This window comes from Nocardia sp. NPDC003979 (genome assembly GCF_053605015.1).
Map to the genome: position 1 here is coordinate 72,945 of NZ_JBSGIJ010000013.1, position 15,834 is coordinate 88,778.

Sequence of the window (15,834 nt, forward strand, 5' to 3'; positions counted from 1 at the left end):
GATGGATCAGGCGACCTGGGAGCTGATCCGGCGCAACCTGTGGCCGATGCTCGAGGCGACGGTCACTATGACGTTGCCGCTCACCGCGATCAGCTTCGCCATCGGCCTGGCCATCGCGGTGGGTGTCGCGCTGGCCAGGATGTCGGCGCGGCGGGTGCTGTCGTGGCCCGCGCGCTTCTACATCTCGATCATTCGCGGCACCCCGCTGCTGGTTCAGCTGTTCATCGTGTTCTACGCGCTGCCGCAGTTCGGCGTCGTCATCGATCCGTTCCCGGCGGCGGTGATCGCGTTCAGCCTGAATGTGGGCGGTTACGCCGCCGAGGTGGTTCGCTCCTCGATCATGAGCGTGGCCCACGGTCAGTGGGAGGCGTCCGAATCGCTCGGCATGACGTATGTGCGGACACTGTGGTACGTCGTGTTTCCGCAGGCCGCCCGGATCGCGGTTCCCCCGCTGTCCAACACCCTGATCTCGCTGGTGAAGGACACCTCACTGGCCTCGACCATCCTGGTGACCGAACTGCTGCGCACCGCCCAGCTCGCCGCCGCCCCCACCTTCGACTTCTTCGCCCTCTACGGCGTCGCGGCCCTCTACTACTGGGCCATCTGCCTGGTCCTCGGCTTCGCCCAGACCCGCCTGGAAACCCGGCTCTCGCGCCACGTCGCTGTTCGGTAGCCGGAGCTCTTTCGGTGAACACGAAGGGAACTCGGGGTGCGACGCGGCAGGCGAAAAGACTGGGCGCTCCCCGAGTACTAGGCTGAGGGGCGTGATGCGACGAACGAAGATTGTGTGCACCCTCGGGCCGGCCACTGCCTCCCAGGACCGAATTCGTGAGCTCGTCGAAAGCGGCATGGATGTAGCCCGGCTGAACTTCAGCCACGGCGAGCACGCCGACCACGCCGACAACTACAAGATGGTCCGCGCGGCCTCCGACGAGACCGGTCGCGCGGTCGGCATCCTCGCCGATCTGCAGGGCCCCAAGATCCGCCTCGGCCGCTTCACCGAGGGCAAGACCCACTGGGCGACCGGTGAGCAGGTACGCGTGACCGTCGATGACGTCGACGGCACCCACGACCGCGTCTCCACCACCTACAAGGAACTCGCCCAGGACGCCAAGGCAGGCGACCGCCTCCTGGTCGACGACGGCAAGGTCGGCCTGACGGTCGAGGCCATCGAGGGCAACGACGTCGTCTGCCGGGTCACCGAGGGCGGCCCCGTGAGCAACAACAAGGGCCTGTCGCTGCCCGGCATGAATGTGTCGGTCCCCGCCCTGTCCGGCAAGGACATCGAGGACCTCGAGTTCGCCCTGAAGCTCGGCGTCGACTTCATCGCCCTGTCGTTCGTGCGCTCGCCCTCCGATATCGAACTCGTGCACGAGATCATGGACCGGGTCGGGCGCCGGGTGCCGGTGATCGCCAAGCTGGAGAAGCCGGAGGCGATCGAGAATCTCGAGGCCATCGTGCTCGCCTTCGACGCGGTGATGGTGGCGCGTGGTGACCTCGGTGTCGAGTTGCCGCTCGAGCAGGTGCCGCTGGTGCAGAAGCGTGCGATCCAGATGGCGCGCGAGAACGCCAAGCCGGTCATCGTCGCCACCCAGATGCTCGAATCGATGATCGAGAACTCCCGCCCCACCCGCGCGGAGGCGTCCGACGTCGCGAACGCGGTGCTCGACGGTGCCGACGCGGTGATGCTGTCGGGGGAGACCTCGGTCGGCGCCTGGCCGATCGACGCCGTGCGCACCATGGCCCGCATCGTCACCGCCGTGGAGTCCGAGACGTCGCGGGTGCCACCGCTGACCCACGTGCCGCGCACCAAGCGCGGCGTGATCTCCTACGCCGCGCGCGACATCGGCGAACGCCTCAACGCCCGCGCCCTCGTCGCGTTCACCCAGTCCGGTGACACCGTGCGCCGCCTGGCCCGCCTGCACACCCCGCTGCCGCTGCTCGCGTTCACCCCGCTGCCGGAGGTGCGCAGTCAGCTCACACTCACCTGGGGCACCGAAACCTTCATCGTCCCCATGGTCGACAGCACGGATGCGATGATTCACCAGGTGGATCAGGCGTTGCTGTCGCTGGATCGGTACCGCAAGGGCGACCTGGTCGTCATCGTGGCCGGCTCCCCGCCGGGTACGGTCGGTTCCACCAACCTGATCCACGTGCACCGAATCGGCGAAGAGGACCATTAGCAGTGAGTACTTCGGTAGACGAGATGATCGACACCGGCCGGGGCGAGCCGTCGCCCGATCTGCGGGTGCTGCTCGACCTGCTCGATCTGGAACAGATCAGCGAGGACGTCTACCTGGGCAACCACCCGGAGAAGGTGTGGAGCCGCACCTTCGGTGGTCAGCTCGTGTCACAGGCGATCATCGCCGCGGGCCGTACCGCGGGTGATCGCCCGCTGCACGCGATCAACGCGCATTTCGTGCGCGGCGGCGACGTGAAGAAGCCGATCGAGTACCACGTGCAGCGGCATCGCGACGGGCGCGCGCTGGCCAACCGGACGGTGACCGCCAGCCAGGACGGCCAGGAGCTGTTCGTCATGCTGGCCGCGTTCCAGGACTGGGGCAAGGGCCTCGAGCACGCCCACGATGCTCCCGTGGTGCCCGATCCGGAGTCGTTACCCCGGATCGAGGAGCATTTCGCGGGCTTCGAGGACAAGCTAGAGATGTTCATCAACGCCCCGCACCCGATCGATATGCGCTACACCAACGATCCGGCGTGGATCCTCAAGGGCACCGGCGCCAAGCTCAACCACAACCGGGTGTGGATGCGCACCGACGGTTCCCTGCCCGACGATCCGCTGCTGCACGTGGCGGCGCTCGGCTATTCGTCGGACACCACGGTGCTCGATTCGATCATCACCACGCACGGTTTGTCGTGGGGGCTGGACCGGATTCTCGCGGCGACGGTGAATCATTCGATCTGGTTCCATCGCCCGTTCCGGTTCGACGACTGGTCGCTGTATGCCACCGAGTCGCCGGTGGCAGCGGGTTCGCGTGGGCTGGCGACGGGCCGGTTCTATTCGCGCAGTGGCGAATTGCTCGCCACCACGGTGCAAGAGGGCGTCATCCGCCACTTCCCCGCGCGCTGAGGCAGGTATTTTCAGAGGCGCTCGACGTCGGGTTCGAACTCGACGTCGCTGCGCTGATGAGCACGCAGTGTGAACGGCACCGTCTGGTCCGCGCCGTACACGGCGAGCGCCAGCCCGGATTCGAGGTCGGCGATGTCGTCGTCGCTGAGGTCGGTGGGTTCACCGACCAGGCTCAGCGCGATCTCGAAGGTCGCCTCGGTCTGCGGCTGGTGCCCGGGATGGCTTGCGCGCCATTGGTTTTCGAGGTCCTGGTGGACGGTGTCGGTGGCGTCGACCGGGAGGGTGAAGCGCCAGGCGAAGACGTCGCGGTCCTGGATGTGGTCGGCGAGGACGCCTCGGATATCGGCGACGATGCGGTCGAGGACGTCCGGGGTCACATACACATGGAGAGAAACATCCGAAATGCGTTTCGGCATGTCCGAGTCCTGTCGTGTGTCGAACCAGCATGGGAAACTTCCACGTCCGCGCCGAAGTGTAATCGGTGTCCGCTCTCGCGAACAGACCTTCATCTCCTGCGTTGCGCGGCGAGGAAGGCCGCGAGCGGGCGTGCACTACCGGGCTCGATCACCAGCCCCGGTCGTTCGTCCTCGCTGAGTTTGGTCTGCTCGTGCGGTGCGAGTGCGCTCAGCAGGGGGAAGAGCACCTCGGCGATGCGGTCGCCGACCTCGACGAAAGCCTCGGCGGACAGTCCGATCGGATCGGCGATGTTCTCGCGGCCCACATAGGCGAGGTCGTTGCGGGCGCGGTGCAGTGCGGCAATGGATTTCGCGCCGGTGACCTTGGCGATACGGTGCGCCTCGATGAGGGTGAACGTGCGTGGTGCGGCGCCGAAGGCCAGTTCGGCCACCTGGTCGCGTAATGCCTCGGTCATGGTGAGCACCAGATCGGCGCGATCGACCATTTCAGGCTTGAGTTTGCGGGCCTTGAATCCGGTGGTGTCGCCACCGAGCCCGGCGATCGTCTCCGCCGCGAGCGGTTCGGCCGGAAAACCGACGAGGGCACGGGTTCCCGCGCTTTCGGCGGTGAGGCCTGGCAGTCCGTTGTGCGCCGCGAATGCCCGGGTGAGCCGTTCGGCGATCACCGAGCGGCAGACATTGGAGTTGCAGACGAACAGCACGTGCATACCGATACCGTAATCCCGGTCATTGTCGTGCAGTAGGCCAGAATTGTAACCATCACAAGCGTGCTGCTATTTATTCACCTTTCGGTTGAATTCCGTACATTCATTGCGACGCGAAATCCGTTGTGTGTGACCGTGATACCCGTGTGATCGGGGTGGTAAACCTTCGTTCCAGATGTGTCGATCATCACTGGTTCCGGACCACGATAATTCGATTCGGAAATAAATTCCGATCGGCCGGTCATTGCCGCGAACCCGCGCGGCGGGCCGGGTGCCGCCCGGGGACGCGGCCCGGTTCGCTTCCGGGCGTGCCGGGACGCTATAGTGACCGCGGTGCGCCGGGTTGGCGGAACTGGCAGACGCGACGGTCTCAAAAACCGTTGTCCGAAAGGACGTGTGGGTTCGAGTCCCACACTCGGCACCACGGCGGAAGCGCGGCATCGGCCGCGCTCCGCGGGGGAGTATCTGTCGCGGGGCACGCGATGACCTCGCACACGTGTCACCCGCGGTTCCGGCAGCTCCACGCATTCGGAAGTGGACGCGATAGGTACTCTCGACATCGGCAGTCGGAATCCAGAGGGGTCGAACCTATGAGCACGAATGCAGCAGGCGCTGGCGCCGCGGGTGACGTGGTGGCCAAGCGCGTTGTCGTGGCCGAGGACGAGGCCCTCATCCGCATGGACCTCGTGGAGATGCTCAAAGAAGAGGGCTACGACGTGGTCGGCGAGGCCGGCGACGGTCAGCAGGCCGTCGAGCTCGCCGAGCAGCTGCGCCCCGATCTGGTCATCATGGATGTGAAGATGCCGCGCCGCGACGGCATCGATGCCGCCGCCGAGATCGCGTCGAAACGTGTTGCGCCCGTGGTGATCCTGACCGCGTTCAGTCAGCGCGACCTCGTCGAGCGGGCTCGCGACGCCGGTGCGATGGCCTACCTGGTGAAGCCGTTCACCAAGTCGGATCTGGTTCCCGCGATCGAACTCGCGGCCAGTCGTTTTCACGAAATCTCCGCGCTGGAAACAGAAGTCGCGAATCTGTCGGATCGCCTCGAGACCCGCAAACTGGTCGAGCGGGCCAAGGGCGTGCTCATGCAGACCCAGGGTTTGACCGAACCCCAGGCGTTCAAATGGATTCAGCGCACGGCGATGGATCGGCGCACCACCATGAAGGCGGTGGCCGAAGTCGTGCTGGAGAACCTCACCCCGCAGTGACGCCGAACCGTAAAGCTCCGGTGCGCGCCCAGGAAACCGGAAAAACTTTACGTAAGCGAAACAATAACGTGAACTATGACCGCACGAGAAGCATCCGACATGATGCGAATGTGATGCGGATCTAACAAAGCGGCGATATGTTCTCACCGGGTCGAACGTGGGTCGGCCCCCTCGGCGACCCCGGGGTGCACAGGACATAGAGGTGAGACGTGCTCAGTTCGACATGGCGCAGTCGTTCGACGCGAGGAGTTCTGGTAATCGGAGCTGCCGCGTCGTTGGTGTTGTCCGGATGTAGTGACAAGTCGTCCGACGGCGGCGGTGGCGGCAACACCGACCTCTCCATCCAGCCCGTCGTGCAGCTCGATACCGAGGGCAAGGCCGTCGCCCAGACCGACGCGGGCGCGGCCGCCGACCCGGCCGGTGACGGCAAGGCCAAGTGCGCGCCGACGAGCATCGCGATGGCCGGACCGCTGACCGGTGGCAACGCCGCGCTCGGCATCAACATCACCATGGGCGTCAAACTCGCCCTGGACAAGCACAACAAGGCGAACCCGGATTGCCAGGTCTCGCTCAAGGAATTCGACACCGAGGGCAAGCCGCAGAACGCCAGCCAGAAGATCCCGACCATCGTCGCCGATCCCAGCATCGTCGGCCTGATCGGCCCGACCTTCTCCGGTGAGACCAAGGCGACCGGCCAGATCCTCAGCGAGGCGGGCATGCCGACGCTGACCGCCTCGGCCACCAACCCGACGCTGACCCAGAACGGCTGGAAGACCTTCTTCCGCGGCCTGGGCAACGACAACTCGCAGGGCCCGGCCGTGGCGAACTACCTCACCAAGGAGAAGGGCTTCAAGAAGATCTGCGTCGTGCAGGACAACACCGACTACGGTGCCGGTCTCGCGCAGGCCTTCCTCACCGCGGCGGGCGGCGCCGCCGATCCCTCCTGCGCGGCCAGCGTCAAGGAAGGCGACAAGGACTTCTCGGCGACCGTCTCCAAGCTGTCGGCTGCCAAGCCCGATGCCATCTTCTACGCCGGGTACTACGCCGAGGCCGCGCCGTTCGTGCAGCAGCTGCGTTCCGGTGGCGTGACCGCGACCTTCGTCTCCGCCGATGGCAGCAACGATCCCGAGTTCGTGCGCCAGGCCGGTTCGTCGTCCAAGGACGCGCTGCTGTCGTGCCCGTGCAGCCCGGCGCCGGAGAAGTTCGCCGCCGAGTACACCGCGTTCAACGGACAGGCCCCCGGCGTCTACTCCGTCGAAGGCTACGACCTGGCCACGATCCTGCTCAAGGGCATCGACTCCGGCAAGGTGACCCGCGCCGACCTGGTCGAGTACGTCCGTACCTACACCGGCACCGGTGTGGCCCGTGAGTACAAGTGGGGCGAGACCGGCGAATTGGCCAACATCCAGATCTGGATGTACGAGGTCAAGTAGTCCCATCTGAGCGTGTTGCGGTGCGCGTGGCAGCTGTTGCCGCGCGCACCGCTCGCCTGACGCGAGAGTAACCATGACATCAGCGGCATCGCTCGGTGTGACCCTGTTGGCCGAGGGGTCCATCGATTTCAATGTGTCCGGGGTGATCGACCAGTTCTGGAAACTGACGGTCGACGGTCTCACCTACGGCTCGATCTACGCGCTGGTCGCCGTCGGCTATACGCTGGTATACGGCGTGCTGCGACTGATCAACTTCGCCCACTCCGAGATCTTCATGCTCGGTATGTTCGGTACGTACGTGGGGCTGGAGCTGCTCGGCTTCGCCCCGAGCGGCAATGTGTATTCCCAGGGTGTCGTCCTGACGATCACCTATCTCGGCCTGGCGATGCTGTTCGGCATGCTGGTCTCGGGCATCGCCGCCGTCGGTCTGGAACGCGTCGCCTACCGGCCACTGCGCAGGCGAGGCGCCAAACCACTCGCCTTCCTCATCACGGCGATCGGAATGTCGTTCGTGATCCAGGAATTCGTGCACTACATCCTGCCCAAGATCAAGCCGGGCCTCGGTGGTTCCAACGCGCAGACCGGCATCCGCCTGGTCGAGCCGAAGGTGCAGTTCACCTTCCTCGGCGCGCAGGTGACCAACGTGGCGCTGGTGATCTTCGCGGCGGCGATCGTGCTCGCGATCATCACCGAGGTCGTCATCAACCGGACCAAGTTCGGCCGCGGCATCCGTGCCGTGGCCCAGGACCCCGACACCGCGACCCTCATGGGCGTCTCGCGGGAACGGGTCATCATGCTGACCTTCCTCATCGGCGGCCTGCTGGCAGGCGCGGCCGCCATGCTGTACACGCTCTACATTCCGACCGGCATCATCTTCTCCGGCGGATTCATTCTCGGTATCAAGGCTTTCAGCGCCGCGGTCCTCGGTGGCATCGGCAATCTGCGCGGCGCACTGCTCGGCGGGTTGGTCCTCGGCGTCGCCGAGCAGTACGGGCAGATCCTGTTCGGCACCGAATGGCGTGACGTGGTCGCGTTCGTGCTGCTGGTGACCGTGCTGATGTTCCGGCCCACCGGCATCCTCGGTGAGAGTCTGGGGAGGGCACGCGCATGACCGACACGACGAAAACCGCTGTGGCGGAACAGGACAAGCGCGGCATCGGCGACGCGATCCGCAGCTGGTGGGACGGGCTCTCGCGGCCCGGCCAGTGGGCGGTCGGCATCCCGGTGATCGCCGTGCTCGCGCTGCTTCCGCTGTTCCCGCCGCCGTTGCTCGACACGCCGGGCGCGAGTTTCGCGGGTGTGATGGCGCAGTTCGCCATGTACGCGCTGATCGCGATCGGCCTGAACGTGGTGGTCGGCCAGGCCGGACTGCTCGACCTCGGTTACGTCGGCTTCTACGCCGTCGGCGCCTACACCGTCGGCCTGCTGACCAGCCCGAACAGTCCGTGGAACCAGACCGATGGTGGTTGGCTCGAACCCGGCTGGGCATGGGTGGCGTGCCTGCCGCTCGCGGTGGCGCTCACCGCGGTGGCCGGCCTGATCCTCGGCGCGCCGACCCTGCGGTTGCGCGGTGACTACCTGGCCATCGTGACGCTCGGCTTCGGTGAGATCGTTCGCCTGATGGCCGACAACCTCGGCGAGCTCACCAACGGCAGCCTCGGGTTGTCCAAGATCTCCTATCCGGAGGTCGGCGAGTCCGAGACGAAACCGGGCGGATTCTTCTCCCCGGGCAACCTCGGTGACCCCGACAGCTGGAATCCGTTCACCAGGGCGAGCAACGGTGCCTGGTGGTTCTGGCTCGGCCTGGCGCTGGTCGTGGTCGTGCTGCTGGTGATCGGCAACCTCGAGCGCAGCCGGGTCGGTCGCTCCTGGGTCGCGATCCGCGAGGACGAGGACGCCGCCGAGATCATGGGCGTGCCGACGTTCAAGTTCAAGCTGTGGGCGTTCGTGATCGGTGCGTCGGTCGGCGGGCTGTCGGGCGCGATGTACGCCGGTCAGGTCACCTACGTCAACCCCAAGCAGTTCGACATCATCTTGTCGATGCTGTTCCTGTGCGCGGTGGTGCTCGGCGGATCGGGCAACAAGCTCGGCGTGATCGTCGGCGCGTTCCTCATCGCCTACCTGCCGGTGCGGCTGCAATCGGTGCAGCTGGTGTCGAACGAATCGACCGGTTATCTGCTGCTCGCGGTCGATGTCGCTGTCCTGGTCGGGCTGTGGCTGCTGTGGCGCCGGCGGGGCAACACGCTGGGGGTGTGGGCCACGCGCGCGGTGACCACCGGCGCGGTGGTCGCGGTGATCCTCGGGCTGCTGTTGCTCGGCAGTGTGCTGCTGCACCGCCAGGGCGGCGCGCAGTCCCTCGGTGACCTGAAGTACCTCTACTTCGGCATCGCGCTGGTGGTGATGATGATCCTGCGACCGCAGGGCCTGTTCCCGGTGCGGCAGAAACTGCTCACCTACGGCAGACAGGTGTACCAGGCCGTGCGCAAGCCGGCCGAACTGATCGGAGCAAGGCGATGACCGGGCCGGGCGCGGGCGACGCGCTGTACGACAACGAGGACATGGCCGCCGGGTACAAAGCGGCACCGGAGGTCGAGCCCGCGGGCGAGGTCGACGTGACCGCGGTGATGCCGGAACTGGGCGACGCCGAGGCTGTGGCCGACGTCGTCGCACCGCACCGGGCGATCGAGACCGCCGTCGGTGAGCCCCTGTTGCGCACCGACGGGCTGACGGTGAAGTTCGGTGGTCTGACGGCTCTGGACGGGGTGAGTTTCGAGATCCGCCGCGGCGAGATCCTCGGGCTCATCGGCCCCAACGGCGCCGGCAAGACCACCTGCTTCAACGCCATCACCGGTGTGTACAAGCCGGCGGCGGGCAGCGTGCACTTCGACGGCAAACCGCTGGCCAAGACCAAGCGCAACGAGATCACCCGGCTCGGGATCGCGCGCACCTTCCAGAACGTGCGGCTGTTCGGGGAGATGACGGCACTCGAGAACGTCGTCGTCGGCACGGACGCGCGCCACACCACCTCGGTGCCCGGCGCGGTGTTCCGCACCGCCAAGCACCGGCGTGAGGAGCGCGACGCCATCGAGCGCGGCATGGCCCTGCTCGAATTCGTCGGTATCGCACCGCGCGCGGTGGAGAAGGCGCGCAATCTGTCCTACGGCGACCAGCGCAGGCTCGAGATCGCGCGAGCGCTGGCCACCGAGCCGAAACTGCTGTGCCTCGACGAGCCGGCCGCCGGGTTCAACCCCAGCGAGAAGTCGGCGCTGATGGACCTGATCCGCAAGATCCGCGACGACGGGTACACCGTGCTGCTCATCGAGCACGACATGCGGCTGGTGATGGGCGTGACCGACCGCATCGTGGTGCTCGAGTTCGGCCGCAAGATCGCCGACGGGCTGCCGACCCAGGTGCGTGAGGATCCGGCGGTGATCGCGGCGTATCTCGGTGTGCCGGACGCGGATACGGTGGCCGAGGTGCGGGAGGAAGCCGATGCCGCCGCGGCGGAGGGCGCGACTCCGGCGGCGGGGGCGACCGTGGCGAGTACCACGGTGCTCGAGAAGGACGAACCCGCCGAGCCCGCCGCGCAGGCACCGCTGCTCGAAGTGCGCGACATGGTGGTGCACTACGGCCGGATCGAAGCACTGCACGGTATTTCGCTGTCGGTCGCGCCGGGCGAGCTGGTCACGTTGCTCGGCGCCAACGGCGCGGGCAAGACCACGACCATGCGGGCGCTGTCGGGCCTGCTGCCGCTCACCTCGGGCCGGATCCTGTTCGAGGGCAAGGACATCACCACGATGAAGGCCCACGACCGGGTGGTCGAGGGGCTCATCCAGGCACCCGAGGGTCGCGGGGTCTTCCCCGGCATGACGGTGCTGGAAAACCTCGATATGGGTTGCTACGGCAGGCCTTTCGACGACAAGGCCGAGTATCAGAAGACACTCGAGTGGGTGTTCGAGCTGTTCCCACGGCTGGCCGAACGCCGCAAGCAGGTGGGTGGCACGCTTTCCGGTGGTGAGCAGCAGATGCTGGCCATCGGGCGCGCCTTGATGGCACGGCCCAAGTTGCTGCTGCTCGACGAGCCGTCGATGGGCCTTGCGCCGATGGTGATCCAGCAGATCTTCCGGATCATCAGCGAGATCAACCGGCAGGGCACGACCGTGCTGCTGGTCGAGCAGAACGCCCAGCAGGCGCTGACGCGCAGCGACCGGGCCTACATCCTGGAAACCGGCGAGGTGACCAAGACCGGTGCGGGCGCCGATCTGCTGACCGATCCGGCGGTGATGTCCGCGTACTTGGGCGTGGATTGATCGGGTACTGAGGAGGCCGGGCACGCTGCCACAGCGTGCCCGGCCTTTTTTCGGAGCGCGCCCGCGCACCAATAGCCGCAGTGTCGGTGGGTGTCCCTACACTCATGCGGGTGAGTTCACCGACGACTGCTCAGGCATCGACTACGACCACTGCCGCGGAGGGCGAGCGGCCGACGCTGCTGCTGCTCGATGGGCATTCGATTGCCTATCGTGCGTTTTTCGCGCTACCGGCGGAGAACTTCAAGACCGTCACCGGGCAGACGACGAACGCGGTGTACGGGTTCACATCGATGCTCATCAACCTGCTGCGCGACGAACAGCCGACGCATGTGGCGGCGGCGTTCGATGTGTCGCGAAAGACGTTCCGGACCGAGGCGTATCCGGAGTACAAGGCCAATCGCAGTGCCACGCCCGACGAGTTCCGCGGCCAGGTCGAACTCACCAAAGACGTGCTGGGGGCCATGGGCATCCCGGTGATGGCCATCGACGGGTACGAGGCCGACGATGTGATCGCCACGCTCACCACCCAGGCGCAGGCCCAGGGGTACCGGGTGCTGATCGTCACGGGCGACCGGGACGCGATCCAGCTGGTCAACGACGATGTCACGGTGCTCTACCCGAAGAAGGGCGTCTCGGATCTCACGCGGTTCACGCCCGCCGAGGTGGAGACGAAGTACGGGCTCACCCCGGCGCAGTACCCCGACTACGCGGCGCTGCGCGGCGACCCGAGCGACAACCTGCCCGGCATCCCGGGGGTGGGGGAGAAGACGGCGGCCAAGTGGATCCGCGAATACGGCGACCTCGCCACACTCGTCGAGCGGGTCGACCAGGTGAAGGGCAAGGTGGGCGACGCGCTGCGCGCGAACCTGTCGAGTGTCGTCCTCAACCGCCAGCTCACCGAGATGGTGCGTGAGGTACCGCTGGCCTACACCCCCGACCAGCTCGTCAAGGCGCCCTGGGACCGGGAGAAGATCCACCAGCTCTTCGACGACCTGGAATTCCGGGTGCTGCGCGACCGGCTGTTCGACACCCTCGGTTCGCCCGAGCCCGAAGCCGAGTCGGGTTTCGAGATCAGCGGCGGCGCACTGGACCAGGGCGCGGTCGCGGACTGGCTGGCGGAGCATGCGAAAGCGGGTGCGCGCCACGGGCTTTCGATCGTCGGCACGGGTACGCCGGTGCACGGTGAGGCCCGGGCGCTCGCTATCGCCGCGGCCGACGGCGAGGGCGGCTACATCGACCTGACCGTGCTCACGCCCGAGGACGAGACGGCGCTGGCGGCCTGGCTCGCCGACCCGGCGGTGTCCAAGGCGCTGCACGAGGCGAAGTCGGCAGGCCACGCCCTGCGCGGGCGCGGTTTCACCCTGGCCGGGCTCACCACCGATACCGCGCTGGCCGCCTACCTGGTCCGTCCGGGCCAGCGCAGCTTCAACCTCGACGACCTGTCGCTGCGCTATCTCAAGCGCGAACTGCGCGCCGAGACCAGCGAGCAGACCCAGCTGTCGCTGCTCGACGACGAGGACAGCGTCGCCGAGGGCATCGCGCGCGAGGAGATGCTGCGCGCCCGCGCCGTCGCCGACCTGGCCGAGGCCCTGGACGAGGAACTGGCCAAGATCGAATCCACCGCTTTGCTCGAGGAGATGGAGCTGCCGCTGCTCGGCGTGCTCGGCGAGCTGGAGCAGGCGGGTATCGCCGTCGACGTCACCCAGCTCGAGAATCTGCAGCAGCAGTTCGCCGACCGTGTCAGCGAGGCCGCCAACGCCGCCTACGACGTGATCGGCAAGCAGATCAACCTCGGTTCGCCCAAGCAGCTGCAGGTGGTGCTGTTCGACGAACTCGACATGCCGAAGACCAAGCGAACCAAGACCGGCTACACCACCGACGCCGACGCGCTGGAATCGCTGTTCGAGAAGACCGGCCACGCCTTCCTCGAACACCTGCTCGCCCACCGCGACGCGACCCGGCTCAAGGTGACCGTCGACGGCCTGCTGAAGTCGGTCGCCGACGACGGTCGCGTGCACACCACGTTCAACCAGACCATCGCCGCCACCGGTCGACTGTCCTCGACCGAACCGAACCTGCAGAACATCCCGATCCGCACCGACACCGGCCGCATGATCCGCGACACCTTCGTGGTCGGCCCCGGCTACTCGGAGCTGATGACCGCCGACTACAGCCAGATCGAGATGCGCATCATGGCGCACCTGTCGGGCGACGCCGGCCTGATCGAGGCGTTCAATTCGGGGGAGGACCTGCACACCTTCGTCGCGTCCAAGGCGTTCGACATTCCGCTGTCGGAGGTCACGCCGGAGATGCGCCGCCGCATCAAGGCGATGTCCTACGGCCTCGCCTACGGTCTGAGCTCCTACGGCCTCAGCGCCCAGCTCAAGATCAGCACCGCCGAGGCGAAGGACCAGATGGAGGTCTACTTCGACCGCTTCGGCGGCATCCGCGACTACCTGTCGGAGGTCGTCGAGGCGGCCCGCAAGGTCGGCTACACCCAGACCCTGTTCGGTCGTCGCCGCTACCTGCCCGATCTGGACTCGAGCAACCGCCAGCGCCGCGAGGCGGCCGAGCGGATGGCGCTCAACGCGCCGATCCAGGGCACGGCCGCCGACATCATCAAGGTCGCCATGATCAACGTCCACACCGCGATCCGCGAGGCGGGTCTGCGTTCGCGCATGCTGCTGCAGATCCACGACGAACTCGTGTTCGAGGTGGCCGAGGGTGAGCGTGAGGCGCTGGAAGCCCTTGCGCGCGAACAGATGTCGAACGCGATCGAGCTGTCGGTCCCGCTCACCGTCTCGGTGGGCACCGGGCGCAGCTGGGATGCCGCCGCACACTGAGTTCACCGGCCGCGACCTGGCGCGTTTGTCCAAGACAGCGCGCCTGGCGCGGTCCTAAGGTGGTGGTGATCGACCGAAGGAGTTGAGCATCATGACCGGATTCGTCGCGACCGTGCGGACCGACGTCGACGCCTCTCCACAGCGGGTGTGGGAGGTGCTGACCGACCCGGCGCAGATCCGCAAGTTCATGTTCGGTGCCGAGGTGCGCACCGATTGGCAGCCGGGTAGTTCGATCACCTGGACGGGTGAGTTTCAGGGCAGGGCATACGAGGACCGCGGTGAGATCCTCGCCGCGGAGCCCGGCCGGTTGCTGCGGATGACGCATTACAGCCCCCTGAGCGGGCAGCCCGACGTTCCCGCGAACTACCACACGCTCACCTACGAACTCAGCGGCGACGACACGACGACACACCTGTCGCTGAGCCAGGACAACAACGCCACCGAGGCCGACGCCGAGCATTCCCGGCAGATGTGGACCGCCCACGTCGACGGCATCAAGGCGGCGGCCGAAGAGTGAGCGCCCGGCATGCGGCCGACGCCGGGCATGCCGGGCAGGTTCGTGGACGCGGCGGCCGTGGCCGCACGACGTGAGCTGGTCGTGCCGGTGCACCAGGGACCGCCCGCGCAGTTGTGAGCACCCGCGACTCGCGAGTCGTCCCCGGACTGCGACCCCGATGTGTGACAGCATCGGCTCATGCCCGTCGACGTCATCCCCACCCCGCTGCCCGACTGCCTCGACATCACGCGGGCCTTCGCGCGGTCGTGGCCGGTCCGTCTCGGCGACACCGACGACCAGGACCGGTTGCGGCTCGACGCGGTGGCGCGGTACCTCCAGGACATCGGGTTCGACCATCTGGACGCGGTCGCCGACGGCGACATCCACCAGGCCTGGATCGTGCGGCGCACCGTCATCGACGTGTACGAGCCGATCGTGTTCGGCGACCGGGTGCAGTTGCGGCGCTGGGCCGACGCCCTGTCGAACCGCTGGTGCGATATGCGGATCCAGCTGAAAGGCGAGCGCGGCGGGCACATCGAGGCGGCCGCGTTCCTGATCCATATCGACCCCGTGGCCGGGCGGCCCGCCCGCATGACCGACACCTTCATGGCGCCGATGCTGGCCAGCACCACCGAGCACCGATTGCGCTGGAAAGCCGCCCTCACCGAACTCGACGACCCCGACGTGGAGACGGTGCCGTTCCCGCTGCGCGTCACCGATGTCGACCGCCTCGGCCACGTCAACAACGCCGTGTACTGGGAAGCGCTCGAGGAAACCCTCGCCGCCCACCCGGACACCCACGAACTGCCCTACCGCGCGATCATCGAACACGTGGGCCCGGTGATGGCCCGCGACAAGGTGGTCCTGCGCACGAGCGTGCGTCCGACCGGGCTGCGAATGCAGATGGACGTCGACGGCTCGGCTCGCGCACTGGCCTCGGTGACCGCGCTGCCTGCCCGCGACGAGAGCTGACGGCAACCGCCCGAGCTCTTGTCGCCGCACAGCGGATTTCAGCACTCGCGTGATCAACCGTGCGCTGAGCTGCAGTGATGGTACTCACGAGTAGACACGTCGAGCGGGAAACAAGGTTGCGAATTCGCGACGACGGACCTATTGTCGTAATCGTGCCGAATCCCGCCGACCGCTTCGCCGCGCCGCTTGTCGCTCACCGCGACCGCGCGGTCGCTGCTGCGCAGACCGCGCCGGCAGCCACACGGCAGATTCTTCTCGTAGTAACCCGCCGTAGCGGGGTCTGATTCGGACCGGCCCCCTCGCTGCGGGCTGATTTCTCTTTTGTACTGCTGGTCCCCTCTGCCAACGAAGACATCTTCGGGAA

13 protein-coding genes, 1 tRNA gene and 1 pseudogene are annotated in these 15,834 nt (G+C 66.9%); 13 read left to right on the top strand and 2 right to left on the bottom strand.

Going from position 1 to position 15,834, the window contains the following annotated elements; all coding sequences use genetic code 11:
* The first annotated feature begins 1 nt into the window (after nt 1).
* The 3 genes from ACWEVR_RS24460 to ACWEVR_RS24470 all read left to right on the top strand — a co-directional run bounded on the left by ACWEVR_RS24460 (nt 2) and on the right by ACWEVR_RS24470 (nt 3,088).
* Nucleotides 2–673, top strand: coding sequence for an amino acid ABC transporter permease (locus tag ACWEVR_RS24460; RefSeq protein ID WP_452468875.1), 672 nt, complete (start codon nt 2–4; stop codon nt 671–673).
* Nucleotides 674–764: 91 nt separating this feature from the next.
* Entirely contained in the window at nt 765–2,183 is a 1,419-nt protein-coding gene (gene pyk, locus ACWEVR_RS24465; RefSeq protein WP_452468876.1) for a pyruvate kinase, read from the top strand.
* A 23-nt stretch (nt 2,184–2,206) separates the two neighbouring features.
* Entirely contained in the window at nt 2,207–3,088 is an 882-nt protein-coding gene (locus tag ACWEVR_RS24470; RefSeq protein WP_452468940.1) for an acyl-CoA thioesterase, read from the top strand.
* 11 nt (nt 3,089–3,099) lie between these two features.
* On the opposite strand, the gene ACWEVR_RS24475 is transcribed toward ACWEVR_RS24470, so the two are convergent.
* Both ACWEVR_RS24475 and ACWEVR_RS24480 read right to left on the bottom strand, forming a co-directional pair.
* Nucleotides 3,100–3,504, bottom strand: a complete 405-nt coding sequence (locus ACWEVR_RS24475) for a hypothetical protein (protein WP_452468877.1) — start codon at nt 3,502–3,504, stop codon at nt 3,100–3,102.
* An 89-nt stretch (nt 3,505–3,593) separates the two neighbouring features.
* Nucleotides 3,594–4,211: an arsenate reductase/protein-tyrosine-phosphatase family protein gene (locus tag ACWEVR_RS24480; protein WP_452468878.1), complete on the bottom strand. Its 618-nt coding sequence runs from the start codon at nt 4,209–4,211 to the stop codon at nt 3,594–3,596.
* A gap of 334 nt (nt 4,212–4,545) precedes the next feature.
* Between ACWEVR_RS24480 and ACWEVR_RS24485 the strand changes: the two genes are divergently transcribed.
* The 10 genes and pseudogenes from ACWEVR_RS24485 to ACWEVR_RS24530 all read left to right on the top strand — a co-directional run bounded on the left by ACWEVR_RS24485 (nt 4,546) and on the right by ACWEVR_RS24530 (nt 15,470).
* Nucleotides 4,546–4,632: transfer RNA gene (locus ACWEVR_RS24485), tRNA-Leu, on the top strand.
* 166 nt (nt 4,633–4,798) lie between these two features.
* The gene (locus ACWEVR_RS24490) at nt 4,799–5,416 is read left to right on the top strand and encodes an ANTAR domain-containing response regulator (protein ID WP_452468879.1); all 618 of its coding nucleotides are present in this window, start codon (nt 4,799–4,801) and stop codon (nt 5,414–5,416) included.
* Nucleotides 5,417–5,691: 275 nt separating this feature from the next.
* Nucleotides 5,692–6,849 (top strand): branched-chain amino acid ABC transporter substrate-binding protein, encoded by a 1,158-nt coding sequence (locus tag ACWEVR_RS24495; RefSeq protein ID WP_452468880.1) that lies wholly within the window; start codon nt 5,692–5,694, stop codon nt 6,847–6,849.
* Nucleotides 6,850–6,922: 73 nt separating this feature from the next.
* Nucleotides 6,923–7,960 (top strand): branched-chain amino acid ABC transporter permease, encoded by a 1,038-nt coding sequence (locus ACWEVR_RS24500; protein ID WP_452468881.1) that lies wholly within the window; start codon nt 6,923–6,925, stop codon nt 7,958–7,960.
* Nucleotides 7,957–9,366 carry a branched-chain amino acid ABC transporter permease gene (locus ACWEVR_RS24505; RefSeq protein ID WP_452468882.1) on the top strand — a complete coding sequence of 470 codons (1,410 nt, stop codon included), beginning with the start codon at nt 7,957–7,959 and terminating at the stop codon, nt 9,364–9,366. Before ACWEVR_RS24500 ends, ACWEVR_RS24505 begins: the two co-directional genes overlap by 4 nt.
* Nucleotides 9,363–10,307, top strand: a pseudogene (locus ACWEVR_RS24510) (ABC transporter ATP-binding protein); the annotation flags it as partial. The gene ACWEVR_RS24505 and the pseudogene ACWEVR_RS24510, both read left to right, overlap by 4 nt.
* A 156-nt stretch (nt 10,308–10,463) precedes the next feature.
* Entirely contained in the window at nt 10,464–11,159 is a 696-nt protein-coding gene (locus ACWEVR_RS24515) for an ABC transporter ATP-binding protein (protein WP_245655548.1), read from the top strand.
* Between the two features lie 104 nt (nt 11,160–11,263).
* Nucleotides 11,264–14,002, top strand: a complete 2,739-nt coding sequence (gene polA, locus ACWEVR_RS24520) for a DNA polymerase I (RefSeq protein WP_067498071.1) — start codon at nt 11,264–11,266, stop codon at nt 14,000–14,002.
* Between the two features lie 91 nt (nt 14,003–14,093).
* Complete coding sequence (locus ACWEVR_RS24525) at nt 14,094–14,519, top strand: SRPBCC domain-containing protein (protein ID WP_452468883.1); 426 nt, start codon at nt 14,094–14,096, stop codon at nt 14,517–14,519.
* Between the two features lie 177 nt (nt 14,520–14,696).
* Entirely contained in the window at nt 14,697–15,470 is a 774-nt protein-coding gene (locus ACWEVR_RS24530; RefSeq protein WP_357151428.1) for an acyl-[acyl-carrier-protein] thioesterase, read from the top strand.
* The last annotated feature ends 364 nt before the right edge of the window (nt 15,471–15,834 follow it).